General features: G+C 41.5%; 12 protein-coding genes and 1 riboswitch. Of the genes, 1 reads left to right on the top strand and 11 read right to left on the bottom strand.

The annotated features are described in order from the left end of the window. Positions 1 to 13: 13 nt before the first annotated feature. The 5 genes from J678_RS08770 to J678_RS08790 all read right to left on the bottom strand — a co-directional run bounded on the left by J678_RS08770 (position 14) and on the right by J678_RS08790 (position 6,901). Positions 14 to 589, bottom strand: coding sequence for a TMEM165/GDT1 family protein (locus tag J678_RS08770; protein ID WP_004711493.1), 576 nt, complete (start codon positions 587 to 589; stop codon positions 14 to 16). 15 nt (positions 590 to 604) lie between these two features. After that, positions 605 to 801: riboswitch (yybP-ykoY riboswitch) on the bottom strand. Between the two features lie 36 nt (positions 802 to 837). Next, positions 838 to 1,110 carry a hypothetical protein gene (locus J678_RS08775; protein ID WP_031955574.1) on the bottom strand — a complete coding sequence of 91 codons (273 nt, stop codon included), beginning with the start codon at positions 1,108 to 1,110 and terminating at the stop codon, positions 838 to 840. A gap of 148 nt (positions 1,111 to 1,258) precedes the next feature. Then, a complete protein-coding gene (locus tag J678_RS08780) occupies positions 1,259 to 3,238 on the bottom strand; it encodes a 2-oxo acid dehydrogenase subunit E2 (protein WP_031955572.1) in 1,980 nt (659 codons plus the stop codon). A gap of 2 nt (positions 3,239 to 3,240) precedes the next feature. Next, complete coding sequence (aceE, locus tag J678_RS08785; protein WP_002053926.1) at positions 3,241 to 5,958, bottom strand: pyruvate dehydrogenase (acetyl-transferring), homodimeric type; 2,718 nt, start codon at positions 5,956 to 5,958, stop codon at positions 3,241 to 3,243. A gap of 250 nt (positions 5,959 to 6,208) precedes the next feature. Continuing rightward, positions 6,209 to 6,901 carry a M23 family metallopeptidase gene (locus J678_RS08790; RefSeq protein ID WP_002053809.1) on the bottom strand — a complete coding sequence of 231 codons (693 nt, stop codon included), beginning with the start codon at positions 6,899 to 6,901 and terminating at the stop codon, positions 6,209 to 6,211. Between the two features lie 107 nt (positions 6,902 to 7,008). Between J678_RS08790 and J678_RS0103990 the strand changes: the two genes are divergently transcribed. After that, complete coding sequence (locus J678_RS0103990) at positions 7,009 to 7,449, top strand: DciA family protein (protein ID WP_004711488.1); 441 nt, start codon at positions 7,009 to 7,011, stop codon at positions 7,447 to 7,449. Between the two features lie 97 nt (positions 7,450 to 7,546). On the opposite strand, the gene lpxC is transcribed toward J678_RS0103990, so the two are convergent. The 6 genes from lpxC to murC all read right to left on the bottom strand — a co-directional run bounded on the left by lpxC (position 7,547) and on the right by murC (position 14,492). Then, positions 7,547 to 8,449 carry a UDP-3-O-acyl-N-acetylglucosamine deacetylase gene (gene lpxC, locus J678_RS08795; RefSeq protein ID WP_002053908.1) on the bottom strand — a complete coding sequence of 301 codons (903 nt, stop codon included), beginning with the start codon at positions 8,447 to 8,449 and terminating at the stop codon, positions 7,547 to 7,549. A 110-nt stretch (positions 8,450 to 8,559) separates the two neighbouring features. Further along, positions 8,560 to 9,735 (bottom strand): cell division protein FtsZ, encoded by a 1,176-nt coding sequence (gene ftsZ, locus J678_RS08800; RefSeq protein ID WP_002053783.1) that lies wholly within the window; start codon positions 9,733 to 9,735, stop codon positions 8,560 to 8,562. Positions 9,736 to 9,899: 164 nt separating this feature from the next. Then, a complete protein-coding gene (ftsA, locus tag J678_RS08805; protein ID WP_031955568.1) occupies positions 9,900 to 11,162 on the bottom strand; it encodes a cell division protein FtsA in 1,263 nt (420 codons plus the stop codon). A 60-nt stretch (positions 11,163 to 11,222) separates the two neighbouring features. Then, entirely contained in the window at positions 11,223 to 12,077 is an 855-nt protein-coding gene (locus J678_RS08810) for a cell division protein FtsQ/DivIB (RefSeq protein ID WP_031955566.1), read from the bottom strand. A 2-nt stretch (positions 12,078 to 12,079) separates the two neighbouring features. Further along, positions 12,080 to 13,006, bottom strand: a complete 927-nt coding sequence (locus J678_RS08815) for a D-alanine--D-alanine ligase (RefSeq protein ID WP_031955565.1) — start codon at positions 13,004 to 13,006, stop codon at positions 12,080 to 12,082. A 37-nt stretch (positions 13,007 to 13,043) separates the two neighbouring features. Further along, complete coding sequence (murC, locus tag J678_RS08820; RefSeq protein ID WP_004884918.1) at positions 13,044 to 14,492, bottom strand: UDP-N-acetylmuramate--L-alanine ligase; 1,449 nt, start codon at positions 14,490 to 14,492, stop codon at positions 13,044 to 13,046. Positions 14,493 to 14,498: the final 6 nt, after the last annotated feature.

Genomic DNA, 14,498 nt, shown 5'->3' on the forward strand with positions numbered 1-14,498 from the left:
AATTGAAAATAACTTAGAAGAAATAATGTTGTACTAGCGTAGAAACACCTACAATGAAGAAAATAGCTGCACCAATTTTATGAATCAGTGAGATAGAGAGACGTTCAGCTAATTTATTACCAATAAATACAGCTGGTGCATTGGCAATCATCATACCTAATGTTGTACCTAGCATCACCCAGAAAATACTGTCATAGCGTGCAGCTAAAGCGACTGTCGCAATTTGGGTTTTATCACCAATTTCTGCTAAGAAAAATAAAATAAAGGTTGCCCCAAAAACACCAAATTTTTGCCATTTATTAATACTATCGGTTTCATCATCGAGCTTATCCGGAATAAGCATCCAGAATGCCATACCAATGAAACCAACAGCGAGTACCCAGACTAAAATTTCAGGGCTTAGAACTGTGGTAATCCACTGTCCAAGCACAGCAGAAATACCATGATTAATAAGTGTTGCTAAAAGAATCGCAATTAAAATAGGAATTGGCTTACGGAAACGCGCAGATAGTAAAAGTGCCAACAATTGAGTTTTATCGCCCATTTCAGCAAGGGCAACAATCGAAGTAGAAATCAGAAATTCTTGCATGTCGGTTCTCTGGCTAGCATAAATGCCTATGACCTACCCCTCCTGCTAGCCAAATATCATAAAATGATTGCAGAGTGGTAAATCAAAGGTCTTGCCAACTCAGAAACGATGAGACGTTTAAGCTATGATGACCATGTTCTGTTGAACAATTATGTTGACCATCACCTATTCACCTTTGCTGTGAATAGCGGCTACTCCCCAATGAAGTATGCGTTTATTATATTCAAGTCACTCGATTTTTCAAACTTTCAAGTAACAAATTTTACCCACGCCCACACGACTAATCGTGCAATACCTAATATCACTGCAAAATAAGCACTTATATGAATAAAACCAATAAGGCTACTGCTCGTTCCAGCCTGATATTCAAAGGGCAAAATCAAAGTAGCAACAAACACCTCAAAACCCATCACCACATAAGTCATCCATTCCCATGGGAAGTGTAAAATACTGACCCATATTCCCATCAATAAAAACACAATCAATAGTAAGGGCAACATAATTTTCAGAAAACCTAACATTTACTATTTCTCCTTTATGTAATAACGAGAAATTTCTCCTCACTCTCGATAAATCCTGCTTAATCTGTAGATTAACCTAAAAATTAAGTCAAATAGACATTAAAACAAACCCCCGCCGAAGCGAGGTTTAGTATGTTCTTTCAAAGCATTAGATTAATAAAGTACGAATATCTTTAAGAAGTTTCGTAAGTTTATTTGTAAAGCGAGCTGCATCCGCACCATTAATTACGCGGTGGTCATAAGACAATGACAACGGCAACATTAAGCGTGGATCAAAGTCTTTACCATTCCATACAGGCTGCATCGTTGCAGGTGAAATACCCAAAATTGCAACTTGTGGCCAGTTAACTAGTGGGGTAAATGCTGTACCGCCAATTGAACCTAAGCTTGTAATCGTGAAGTTAGCACCTTGTAAATCTTTCGGTGTTAATTTCTTATCACGCGCTTTTTTACTGAGCTCACCCAATTCAACAGCAATTTGCTTAATTGATTTTTGGTCAGGATTACGTAGTACAGGCACTGTCAAACCATCTGGAGTTGCAACAGCAATACCCATATGGATTTCATTACGGAGCAATACAGATTTCTGATCATCTGCCAAGTGACCCGCGAAATAAGGCTCTTCTTTCAACAAGTGTGCTACAGCTTTTGCAATAAATGCCAAAATTGTTAGGCTTACACCTTGTTTCTTAAAGCCGTCTTTCAACTCACCACGCCAAGCTTCTAACTCAGTAATATCCGCAAGGTCAAACTGAGTTACTTGTGGAATGTAGTTGTTTAAAGACAACTGCGGAATTGATACTTGCTGCAAACGCGTCAGTACTTTTTCTTCCACGCCACCAAATGCAGTAAAGTCAGGAAGCTTTGGTAAACCCGAAACTGCTGGTGCAGCCGCAGCAACTGGTGCCGCTTGTGGTGCCGTTAAACGACTCTTCACATAAGCAAAGATATCTTCTTTAACAACACGGCCATGCTCACCAGAAGTTTTAACTTGTGACAAAATCACGCCAAGTTCACGAGCAAGCTTACGAACAGCAGGACCTGCATATACTTTAGCGTTTTCTGCTTCTTGCTCTTTCGTTAACTTATCAGTGCCAGATGTAGGCGCCGCAGGTGCAGACTTTGTTGTAGCAGGAGCAGCTGCTTTAGGTGCTGCTGCCTGTGGAGCTGGGGCTGCTTCTGCTTTTGCCGCTGGTGCAGCAGCAGGTGCTTGGCCTTCAGCTTCAATTGTTGCAAGCAATATACCTTGTGAAACTTGTTGGCCTGCTTGCAAGTGAATTGCTTTTACAACACCAGCAACGGTACTTGGAACTTCCACAGTTGCTTTATCTGATTCAACTACAACAAGGCTTTGGTCTACATCAACTTTATCGCCAACTTGAACCAAGATTTCAGCAACAACTGCTTTATCTACGCCCAAGTCAGGAACATTGATATCAACTGGACCAGATTGAGTAGCAGCTGCCGCAACAGTTTCTTGCTTTGCAGCAACCGGTTCAGCTGCCGCAGCTGGAGCTGGTGTAGTAGCAGGAGCTTCTGCTTGCGCATTAGATGCAGCTGCTGTTTTCACTTGAATAAGAACAACACCTTCTTTAACGGTATCGCCTTCTTTCACTTGAATACTTTCTACAGTACCAGCAACGCTACTTGGAACTTCCACAGTTGCTTTATCTGACTCTACAACAACAATACTTTGTTCAACATCGATCTGGTCACCCACTTTAACGAGGATTTCACCAACCAATGCTTTTTCAACGCCAATGTCAGGTACAGTCACGTCAACAGTTGCAGTTGATGTAGCAGCAGGTTGAGCTGAAGCTTGAGTTTGCTGTGCAGGTGCTGGAGCAGCTGGCTTTTCAGCCGCAGGAGCTGGTGTTGGTTCCGGAGCTGCTTGTGCCGCACCTTCTGCTTCGATTTCAATCAAAGCAACACCTTCAGTCACGTCATCACCTTGATTAATCAAGATGCTTTTTACGACACCTGCTGAAGTGCTAGGCACTTCAACAGTTGCTTTATCAGACTCAAGCACAACGATACTGTCGTCAACTTCAACACGGTCGCCAACTTTTACTAAAATTTCAGCGACGTTTGCTTTATCTACACCAATATCAGGGGTCTTAATTTGCATGCTTAGTTCCCCTCACCTGTTTGCGTTTCATTGTATTCAGCAACTGGCTGAACTTCCGGATGTGCTTGTGGAGCCCATGCAACCGGACGGTCAGTATCTAACTCAAAGTTAGAAATTGCATCTTTCACTAAACGTGCGTCTACTTCACCTTCGTCAGCTAATTTTTTCAAAGTAGCAACAACAATGTGTGCAGCATCAACACCAAAGAAACTACGTAAGTTCGCGCGTGTATCTGAACGGCCGTAACCATCTGTACCTAATGCAACAAATGGGCGACCATCTGGAAGATACGCACGGATTTGTTCGCTATAAGCACGCATATGGTCGGTAGCAGAAACTACGATACCTTCCGTACCACGTAATTGTTTAGATACCCATGATTCTTTAACTTCTTCAGCAAGTGGGTGTAGACGGTTGTATTCTTCACATGCCATACCATCACGTGCCAATTCATTAAAGCTTGTTACACTCCAAACGTTTGAATGGATTTGGTATTCATCACGTAAGATTTTCGCAGCTTTAATCACTTCGCGAAGGATTACACCTGAACCAAGTAACTGGACAGTTGCTTTTTCATCTTTCTCGAATAAATACATACCACGTTTAATGCCTTCTTCAACGCCCTCTGGCATTTCAGGATGCTCGTAGTTCTCATTCATTACTGTTAAGTAATAGAACACACGCTCTTGGTTCACATACATGCGTTGTAAGCCATCATGTACGATTACCGCTAACTCATAACCAAAACATGGGTCATAAGACACGCAGTTTGGAATCGTGTTTGCCAAGATATGTGAATGACCGTCTTGGTGCTGTAAACCTTCACCGTTCAATGTCGTACGGCCTGCAGTCGCGCCTAACAAGAAACCTTGAGCTTGTGCGTCACCCGCAGCCCATGCAATATCACCAATACGTTGGAAACCAAACATTGAGTAATACATGTACATTGGAATCATTGGCAAGTTATTAGTTGAATAACTTGTCGCTAACGCAGCCCATGCACTCATCGCACCTGCTTCGTTGATCCCTTCTTGTAACATGTGACCGTCTTTTGCTTCACGGTAATGCATTAACTGTTCTTGGTCTTCTGGCGTGTATTTTTGGCCGTGAGCAGCATAAATACCAAGCTGACGGAACATACCTTCTAAACCAAAAGTACGTGCTTCATCTGGAACGATTGGCACTACGCGGTCTTTAATCGCTTTTTCTTTAAGTAAAGCAGCAATTAAACGAACCATCACCATAGTAGTTGATTGCTCTTTGCCACCCGAACCTTTCAACACTGCATCAAATACAGATAATTCAGGAATTGCTAAAGATTCACTCTCACGACGACGTGCAGGCAGGTATCCACCTAAAGCTTCACGACGTGCTTTCATATATTTCATTTCTGGAGAGTTTTCACTTGGGCGATAGAATGGAAGCTCTTCTAATTGCTCATCTGAAAATGGAAGATTGAAACGGTCACGTACATATCTTAAAGAGTCAATTTGCATCTTTTTGATTTGGTGTGTTTTGTTTACCGCTTCAATTTCTTCAGACAAACCATAACCTTTAATGGTTTTCGCCAAGATCACTGTTGGTTGGCCTTTCGCTTTCATCGCTTCTGCATATGCAGCAAAAACTTTGTAAGGGTCATGACCACCACGGTTTAACGCATCAATATCTTCATCGCTTAAATCTTTTACAAGTTCCGCAGCTTCTGGGTACTTACCAAAGAATTTTTCACGTGTATACGCGCCACCTTTTACTTGATAACGCTGATAGTCACCATCAACAGCTTCTTCCATACGTGCTTTTAATGCACCGCTTGTATCTTTAGCAAGTAGTGGATCCCAATGACGGCCCCATACTACTTTAATGACACGCCAGCCTGCGCCACGGAAGATCGATTCAAGTTCTTGAATAATTTTACCGTTACCACGTACAGGGCCATCTAGACGCTGTAAGTTACAGTTAACTACCCAAATTAAGTTATCAAGCTTCTCACGACCAGCAAGTGAGATCGCACCTAAGCTTTCTGGCTCATCCATCTCGCCATCGCCGAGGTATGCCCAAACTTTACGATCTTCTTCTTTGATCAGGCCACGGTTCATCAAATATTTTTGAATGTGCGCTTGATAAATCGACATGATTGGACCAAGACCCATTGATACAGTTGGGAACTGCCAATAGTCCGGCATTAAATACGGATGTGGATAGCTTGGTAAACCGTTACCGCCAACTTCACGGCGGAAATTACTTAACTGTTCTTCAGTTAAACGTCCTTCAAGGAATGAACGTGCATAAATACCAGGAGCACAGTGTCCTTGGTAATAAATCATATCTCCGCCAAAGTTATCGCTGTTTGCGCGGAAGAAATGGTTAAAACCTACGTCATATAATGTTGCACTTGATGCGAAGCTCGCCAAGTGACCACCTAAATCATCACCTGTTTTATTCGCGCGAAGTACCATTGCTAAGGCATTCCAACGAATCAATGCACGAATACGGCGTTCCATATCTTGGTCGCCTGGCATTGCAGGTTGTTCTTCAACAGAAATTGTATTTAAGTAAGGTGTATTGAGACGTTGAATTGGAACATGCTTAGCAATTGCTTGTTGGTAAAGTTTTTCCAACAAGAATGCCGCTCGCTCAGTTCCCATATGTTGTAAAACTGAATCGAATGCATCTTGCCATTCTTGGGTTTCTTGTGCGTCGGAGTCACCGTAAAACGCCATAATTCACCTGTTCCTTGTTCTCTAATCTACTTTGTATTTTTACCACGTTTTGCCCCTCTCAAGTTATTGCCACGGGTGAATGTGAGGGGGCTCTATTATTTTCTGAATGAATAGTCATTGACCGAGCAGTAAACAAAATAACAAAAAAACGCCAATATTGGCGTTTTTTTATACGATCATTGCGTTAAGAAAGGTTTATGTTCATTTCAGATTCATAAATTTAATAACCTTGAACTTTTATGAAACTCTATTAAGGCAACATTGCTAAGTAAGTTGATGGATTCTTACGTTGACCATCTTTAACTACTTCATAATGTAAATGTGGTCCTGTACAACGACCTGTACAGCCCACGTTAGCAATATGATCACCAGCAGAAACCTGGTCACCTACACGAACTAATAAACGTGAAGCGTGTGCATAGCGTGTTAAATAACCATTACCGTGGTTGATTTCAACATATTGTCCATAACCTGTACCCCAACCTGATTTAGTTACAATACCAGGGCCAGTTGCATAGATCGGTGTACCACTTGGTGCCGACATGTCTAAACCACCATGATGCTCTGCACGACCACCCATGGTACGACCACCAAAGTTAGAAGAAACACGTACGCTATCTGGAAGAGGATGAGAAACTAACCAAGAATAAGGATTTGAAGAAGAGGCATTAAAAGAATTTTTTGCAGTCGTATGGCCATATTTTTTTGCCAGTGAGTCATTATTGAGCTCAACTGTTTTAGGACGTAAAGTGACTGAAACTTTAGCACTCGCCGGAAGATCTAAATCATCAGGATGTGTATATGAACCTTGAGATAATGTTTTTGATAACTGTTCCAATCGATCTGAATCAGTAGATTGGTTAATATTTTGATAATCTGCAAAAGCAACCGATGCAGCCGAAGCGGCAAGTGAAAACGCTAATAAAATACGACGCGTGTGCATAAAAACCTCTTGAAACTGTTCTTACTCAAGTTCCTTATGATCTCTTCCTTGATATCAGTTGAAATGAACGCTTAAGATTAGGACAAGAAATCATTCGAGAACGATCAATGTCTAAACCCGATAACGTTTTTCAACAATCCGGAAAACACATAAAAACAGGAAACCTTACGTTTCTAACAACGCAAGTCGCGCAATGGCAAAGACTTACGAAAATAATCCAACCCTTATTGCCCCAACCGGAACAATGGCAGGTTGTGTGTTATCAAAATGGCACTTTAATTATTACTGGTGAAAATCAGGCAATGATTAGTCAACTCAGCTATTTACAGAGCCAATATATATCTAAATTATCTCAACTCGAAGGACTAAAAGACCTACAAAGAATTCAAGTTCGCTTAAGAAATAAAACTATTCCTACAGCGCCCCCATCTGAGCCTTCTAAATCCATCCCCCCGGAAACACAAGAAATGTTACGTAGTGCTGCCGACTTCGTGAGCGACCCTAAGCTTAGCCAAGCTTTACTACGTTTGGCAAGCAATAAAAAATGATGAGCTTTCTATTCCTTAATTAGAATCGTTCTTATTATGTGATTAAAATCACAGTTTTTATTGTTACATTATAACATAGCTAAATAAAGACAATGACTTATGTCACACTCACGTATGGAATTGGACAGTCTTTCTCGTCATTAAATGTTACAATTTCATAATTACTCGGATCACTTTGAACATTGCGTAATAGCTGATTATTTAAAGCATGTCCTGATTTATAGCCATCGAACTTGGCAATAATTTGATGACCAAGTAAATACAAATCACCTACTGCATCTAATATTTTATGTCGAACAAACTCATCGGCAAATCGTAGGCCTTCTTCGTTCACAACACCTGTATCATCTACACCAATGGCATTGTCTAGACTTGCCCCTAAAGCTAAATTATTTGCTTTGAGGTAATCTAAATCCTTCATAAAACCAAAAGTACGTGCCTCACTGACTTCATACACAAAGGTTTCAGTAGAAAAATCGATAGTCGCAGATTGATATTCTTTTGCAAAGGCAGGATGATCAAAATCAATCGTAAAGTTGAGTTGAAAACCATTATGTGGTCTAAAAATCGCTTTTTTATCATCAATTAAAGCTTCAACTGGCTTTAATATTCTTATAAATTTTTTCGGTGCATCTTGTTCACGCAAGCCACCTTGCATTAACAAATAAATAAATGGTCCAGCACTACCATCCATAATGGGGACTTCAGATGCTGACACTTCTACAATTAAATTATCAATTCCTAAACCCGCAATCGCACTCATCACATGCTCAATTGTCCCTACCTTAATATCACCAGTGACAAGGTTTGAACACATAAATGCTTCTTGAATGAGCAATGCATTGGCAGGAATATCGACAGGTGGATTTAAATCGATACGGCGAAATACAATACCTCCATCCACGGTATGTGGAATGAAATTGATCATCACTTTTTGACCGCTATGAAGACCTATTCCACTCGCTTTTACCACACGACTGAGAGTACGTTGTTTCACCATGCTTTGTAACTTCTTTTTTAAAACCGCTATACGTTAGCATATTTAGTCATTGATCAAAAATAAAAAAAGGCAGTGTTTATACACTGCCTTTTAATAGATTGAACGCTATATTACTTACGTTGCTGATTTTTCAAGTAATCTTGAATGCTCATTGGAGAAGAACGCGGTGATGAACTTGGTGCATTATTCACATCATTTTCAGCATTTTGACGCTTATTAATTGCTGGAACGTCATCTTCATCTACAGATTGTGCAGATTGAGTTGCTGTATGACTTACAGTATTACGCTTTCTTGGTTCTGCATCAGCTGCATTACGTGTTAAACCAGTTGCAATCACAGTTACACGTAATTCATCACGCGCATCTGGATCAAATACTGTACCGTAGAAAATCTCGCCTTCATCAAGGTCAACAATTTGGTTAACCACATCAGTAATGATTTCAGTTTCACGTAACGTAATGTCATCACCACCTGTAATGTTAATTAACACGCCTTTTGCATTAATAATATTCACATTATCAAGTAGTGGACTACGGATGGCTTGTTCAGCAGCTTGACGAGCACGGTCTTCACCACGGCCTAAACCAGCACCCATCATTGCATAACCGCGAGTACTCATTGCAGTTTTCAAATCGGCGAAGTCAAGGTTAATGTGACCACGGTTAACCACAAGGTCAAAGATACTACGTACAGCGTTTAACAATACATCATCTGCCTTTTTATAGGCATCTTTCATTGAAATATCACCATACACGCTTAATAAGCGTTGATTAGGAATAATAATCAATGAATCAACATGTGCTTCAAGCGCTTCAATACCACGCTCAGCAGATTTTTGACGACGACGACCTTCAAAGTTAAATGGCGTTGTTACAACACCAACAGTCAAAATCCCCATTTCTTTAGCAACTTCGGCAACAACCGGAGCTGCACCAGTACCTGTACCACCACCCATACCAGCGGTTACAAATACCATGTCAGTTCCTTCAAGGTGCTGACGAATAATTTCACGGCTTTCTTCTGCGGCAACCTGACCTACTTCAGGGTTAGCACCAGCACCTAGACCACGTGTACTTTGCTCACCTAACTGAATTTTGAAAGGGGCATTCATACAGTCAAGTGCTTGTTTATCTGTATTGGCACAAACGAATTTAACACCCTGAATATCAGACTGTACCATGTGCTGAACGGCATTACCGCCACCGCCACCTACACCAAATACAGTGAAACGGGCTTGACCGTTGCCATCGTTTAGTTCATCTTCTATAAATTCAAATGAGGCCATGACCTTTAGGGTTCCTAATACATTATGGCAGTCACTTCAGCCCGTATACTGCCTTGATTTTCAAAAATAACTAATTTTAAGAATGCTGTGCAATACAAACCTTGTCAAGTACAGTGGTTTTCTCTTACAACTTCCTAACAATTCTACCAATAAATCCATACATCCTAAAAAATGGCTTTAAGTTTGCTATTAAACGCATTCCAGCCATTCACCATTCGTTCCCATACCGAACGGTCATTCCCCTCTTCAGGTTCCTCAACAGCTTCTTGTAATTCGCTTTGGCTAAACATAAGCAAACCAGCTGCTGTCGCATACATTGATCGGCGTAATGCAGCCTGATGCTGATCATCAGCATACACCTGTAATGGTGGATTACCTAAATGAGCAGACACACCCAGCATACGACGAGCCAAACTTACCATACCTTCGATTTGACAAGCATCGCCTGTCAACACTACACCATGATACAGACCATGGATTGCACCGCTTTGTTCGAGTTCTTCACGAATCTGGCTGAAAATCTCTTCATAACGAGCAATAATAATTTCCGCTAACTCAATTCGGCTAATCGTTTGCGGACCATCAATACCCTGTACTTGAATCATATGGTCAGGCTTAACAGCACTTAGATCAACACAGCCATGCAGAATTTTAATGCGTTCAGCTTCTTCAGTAGTTGTTTGCAACACAGCAGCAATGTCACGTGTCACATGCTCACCACCACGTTGTAATGTACGTGCTAAAGCCAAACGGCCATCTAAATAAACTGCCAGATTGGTAATACCTGCACCAATATCAACTAAACAAACGCCATATTCTTTTTCATCTTTCAGCAAACTTGCTTCAGCCGTAGCCAAGCAAGAGACCACCATTTTCTCAACACCAATGTTCGCACCTTTCATAGCACGATCAAGGTTTTGCATAGTGGCAATCGGCATCATCATGAGCTGATAGTGGCCAGTCATGCTGTGAGCAGTCATATTGATTGGGTTTTGGACCCATTCTGCAGAATCACCTAACTCAAACCCGAGTGGCACTGCACTCGCTAGATAGTAGTCTGAAGTCACATGACTTGCTTTTGCTAACTCTAATGCACGGACAACTTCATTGGTTGTAATCACATGTGCTGGGTTAGCAACAGGTGTGCGTCCAGAAGCATAGAAACTTTGCAACTCGGTACTCGGAATAGATACCCACGCACTATGAATGCGACATTCGGCCATATTTTCCGCTTCAGCAACGGCGTTTTTAATCGCAGCAATGACTTTATCGAGACTTACAATTTTTCCTTTGTTCATGCCTCGATTGCGAGCAGTTGCCATACCGATAACCTGAATGTTATCCGGCGCATGAATTTTTCCAATCAAAACTGAAACTTTATGCGTCCCAATGTCAATCGCAACAACTGAGGGAACAGCTTCACTCATCACTCATACCATTTCTTTGTTGTCTAATACCAGGCAAATTGCCTATTTTAAAGCCACGTATTATGGCTTTGCTTTTGCACCACCTGCAATGCTTGTGTCATCACTCGTTACAACAAACTGACCATTCACAATTTTAGGTGGGGTTGCATTCTTCCATTGAATAGATAATCCATTACGATATCGCAAATCAATGGCTGAGATTTTCGTCCACACAGGTTTTACGTCAGATTGTGCCAAATGACTTAAACGTTGCAATTTATTCATTGTTTGATCTTGGTCAACAATAATTCGTAAACCAGAATCAAACTGCATAAACCAAGTCATTCGCTCTGTTAGATATAACTCTTTTAAACGCAAATTAACAGGATGGAATAACTGATTAATTTCATTATAGCGTCGCATCATCATTTTAGACTGGCTTACCGGACCATGTAACAGCGGAAGCTCAGGATGAAGTCTCGGTTCTGCCTCACTAAATACGTCACCACCATCGCTTAATAAGCGACCTGTTCCCCAACGGGCGATCGCATGGCGAGGCATCACACGAACACGAATACCATTTGGCCAGGCACGAGATACGACAACTCGGTCTACCCATGAAATTTCTAATGCTTTATCACGAATCTGCTCTAAGTCAGACGTAAAGTAATTATCTTTTACAATCGGCTGCACATATCGCATCACTTGCTGATTCTCAACCGGAGTTGTTGAACCTACCACCTCAAGCTTTGCGACAGTTGCATCAGTAATAACTTTATATAGACCGTAAATTCCGACCGCCAAGACTAAAAAGGCAATAACCAACAGCACCCATCCGCCAGCATTGGCAAGCTTTTGCTTGCGCGTAGGCGGTTTTTCATGAATGGAGGTAATCGCCGCACGTTTACGGCGCATGGAAGCCGGAAGTTGTGCCATATTTAAGCCGTACCTTCCAATGTTTGCTCAAGAATTGCAACACACAATTCATCAAAGCTATAGCCCACGGCTTTAGCAGCTTTTGGCACAAGTGAATGGCTGGTCATACCCGGCACAGTATTTACTTCTAGAAGCCAGAAATTACCTTGCTCATCCTGCATTGCATCAATACGGCCCCAACCTTCTGCACCTACAGCCTGAAAAGCGCGTAAGCATAAGGCTTGTAGTTTTTTCTCTTCGGTTTCGCTAAGACCGCAAGGAATGCCATATTCGACATCATTGCGTTGATATTTTGCTTCATAATCATAAAAAGCAACATCTGCTGGTGGCTGCAAACGAATAACAGGTAACGGCTGGCCATTTAAGAATGAAATCGTAAATTCGCGTCCCGTAATCCATTTTTCTGCCATGACAACAGCGTCGTGCTGAGTTGCCTTTTCAATTGCTGCTGCAAAGTCTTCAGCCTTTTCAACCTTACTCATGCCTACACTTGAACCTTCATGTACAGGCTTGATAATGACAGGTAAACCTAATTCAGCAATGACTGAGCCTAGATCTGTTTCTTTAGTAATAATGCGATACGGTGCAGTTGGTAAGTCACTACCTTGCCAGATTTGCTTGGTTTTGACCTTATCCATGCCTATTGCAGAACCTTGTACACCCGTTCCTGTATAAGGGATGTTTAACCACTCAAGCACACCTTGGATTTGACCGTCTTCGCCACCACGACCATGCAATACAATAAATGCACGGTCATAGTTTACAAGTTCAGTCACGCTACGGTCTTGCGGATCAAATGCCTCAGCCTGAACACCTGAACGTAACAAAGCGTCCAGAACTGCCTGACCACTATCTAAAGACACAGCACGCTCAGCCGATTTCCCACCAAGTAACACAGCAACTTTGCCGAATTTTGTAGCATTTGACACGTTTAAATCCTTAACCCGATAATTCAATACTTTTTGTTTATTTCACATACAAATGGTGCTGTGCAAGTTCTACTGAAATTGCTCCCACGTTACCTGCACCTTGCGTTAATAACAAGTCATTTGGTTGTAACACATTTTGCATGATGTTTTGCAAATTACCTTCAACCGGATCAATTAAAATCGGCTCAACCTGACCACGCAAGCGAATACTACGCGCCAAAGTACGGCTATCTGCGCCAACAATTGGTTTTTCTCCAGCCGGATAAACTTCTAGTAATAATAATTGGTCGACTTGAGATAAAACTTCAATAAAGTCATCAAAACAATCACGAGTACGAGAGTAACGATGTGGTTGGAAAAGCATCACTAAACGACGGTCAGGATGACTTTGACGAGCAGCTTTAATCGTAGCTTCCACTTCTTTAGGGTGATGTCCATAGTCATCGACTAATTTCACATTACCTTCACCAAGCTCAAATTCACCTTGTACTTGGAAGCGACGTCCAACACCACTAAAGCCTTTTAATGCACGGCTAATTGCTTCATCGGAAACACCTTCATCAGTTGCAACACCAATCGCAGCCAAAGCATTTAAAACATTATGCAAACCAGGCTGATTAATGGTTAAACGCAACGGCTCACGGCCTTTACGCAATACCGTAAAGTGCGAACGCATGCCATCTTGTTCTACATCAATTGCACGGATGTCATTATCTTCGTTAAAACCATAAGTAATAACTGGACGGCCTACACGCGGCAAAATCTCACGAATATTTGCGTCATCACCACAAACTACAGCTAAGCCATAGAATGGCAAGTTATGAAGGAACTGTACGAAAGTATCTTTTAATTTATCAAAACTGCCTTCATAGGTGTCCATATGGTCAGCATCGATGTTGGTCACAATCGCTGCCATTGGCTGCAAATAAAGGAAAGATGCATCCGATTCGTCAGCCTCAGCAACAATAAAACGGCTTTCACCAAGTGCCGCATTTACGCCTGTACTGTTAAGTAAACCACCAATCACATAAGTTGGATCAAGATTTTCTTCAGCCAACATTGTAGTTAACAAACTCGTTGTCGTGGTTTTACCGTGTGTGCCTGCTACCGCAATACCATGACGGTAACGCATAAGCTCACCGAGCATTTCTGCACGGCGTACGATTGGGGTACGTTGCTCAATTGCGGCTTTCACTTCCGGGTTTTCTGGATCAATAGCCGTTGACACAACAAGCACATTGGCGTTTTTAATATTTTCTGCTTCGTGTCCAATATAGACCTTAATGCCATTTTCTTCTAATTGTTGTGTGGTTTTTGAAGCTTTAATATCTGAACCGGAAATTTTATATCCTTGGTTAGCTAACACCTCAGCAATACCACACATACCTGCACCGCCAATACCCACAAAATGAATATGTTTGATACGGCGCATTTCAGGCACTTTAATCAATTTTTTTGCTTGGTTTGCAGCTGTTGTTGGAGACATAGTAAA

Origin of the sequence: Acinetobacter sp. 1424608 (assembly GCF_000588255.1) — a bacterium.
In the GTDB taxonomy this organism is placed as follows: Bacteria; Pseudomonadota; Gammaproteobacteria; order Pseudomonadales; family Moraxellaceae; genus Acinetobacter; species Acinetobacter nosocomialis.

Excerpts from the sequence above, each read along its gene's own strand:
- J678_RS08770 (WP_004711493.1), bottom strand. The coding sequence starts at position 589 with ATGCAAGAATTTCTGATTTCTACTTCGATTGTTGCCCTTGCTGAAATG.
- J678_RS08775 (WP_031955574.1), bottom strand. The coding sequence starts at position 1,110 with ATGTTAGGTTTTCTGAAAATTATGTTGCCCTTACTATTGATTGTGTTT.
- J678_RS08780 (WP_031955572.1), bottom strand. The coding sequence starts at position 3,238 with ATGCAAATTAAGACCCCTGATATTGGTGTAGATAAAGCAAACGTCGCT.
- aceE (WP_002053926.1), bottom strand. The coding sequence starts at position 5,958 with ATGGCGTTTTACGGTGACTCCGACGCACAAGAAACCCAAGAATGGCAA.
- J678_RS08790 (WP_002053809.1), bottom strand. The coding sequence starts at position 6,901 with ATGCACACGCGTCGTATTTTATTAGCGTTTTCACTTGCCGCTTCGGCT.
- J678_RS0103990 (WP_004711488.1), top strand. The coding sequence starts at position 7,009 with ATGTCTAAACCCGATAACGTTTTTCAACAATCCGGAAAACACATAAAA.
- lpxC (WP_002053908.1), bottom strand. The coding sequence starts at position 8,449 with ATGGTGAAACAACGTACTCTCAGTCGTGTGGTAAAAGCGAGTGGAATA.
- ftsZ (WP_002053783.1), bottom strand. The coding sequence starts at position 9,735 with ATGGCCTCATTTGAATTTATAGAAGATGAACTAAACGATGGCAACGGT.
- ftsA (WP_031955568.1), bottom strand. The coding sequence starts at position 11,162 with ATGAGTGAAGCTGTTCCCTCAGTTGTTGCGATTGACATTGGGACGCAT.
- J678_RS08810 (WP_031955566.1), bottom strand. The coding sequence starts at position 12,077 with ATGGCACAACTTCCGGCTTCCATGCGCCGTAAACGTGCGGCGATTACC.
- murC (WP_004884918.1), bottom strand. The coding sequence starts at position 14,492 with ATGTCTCCAACAACAGCTGCAAACCAAGCAAAAAAATTGATTAAAGTG.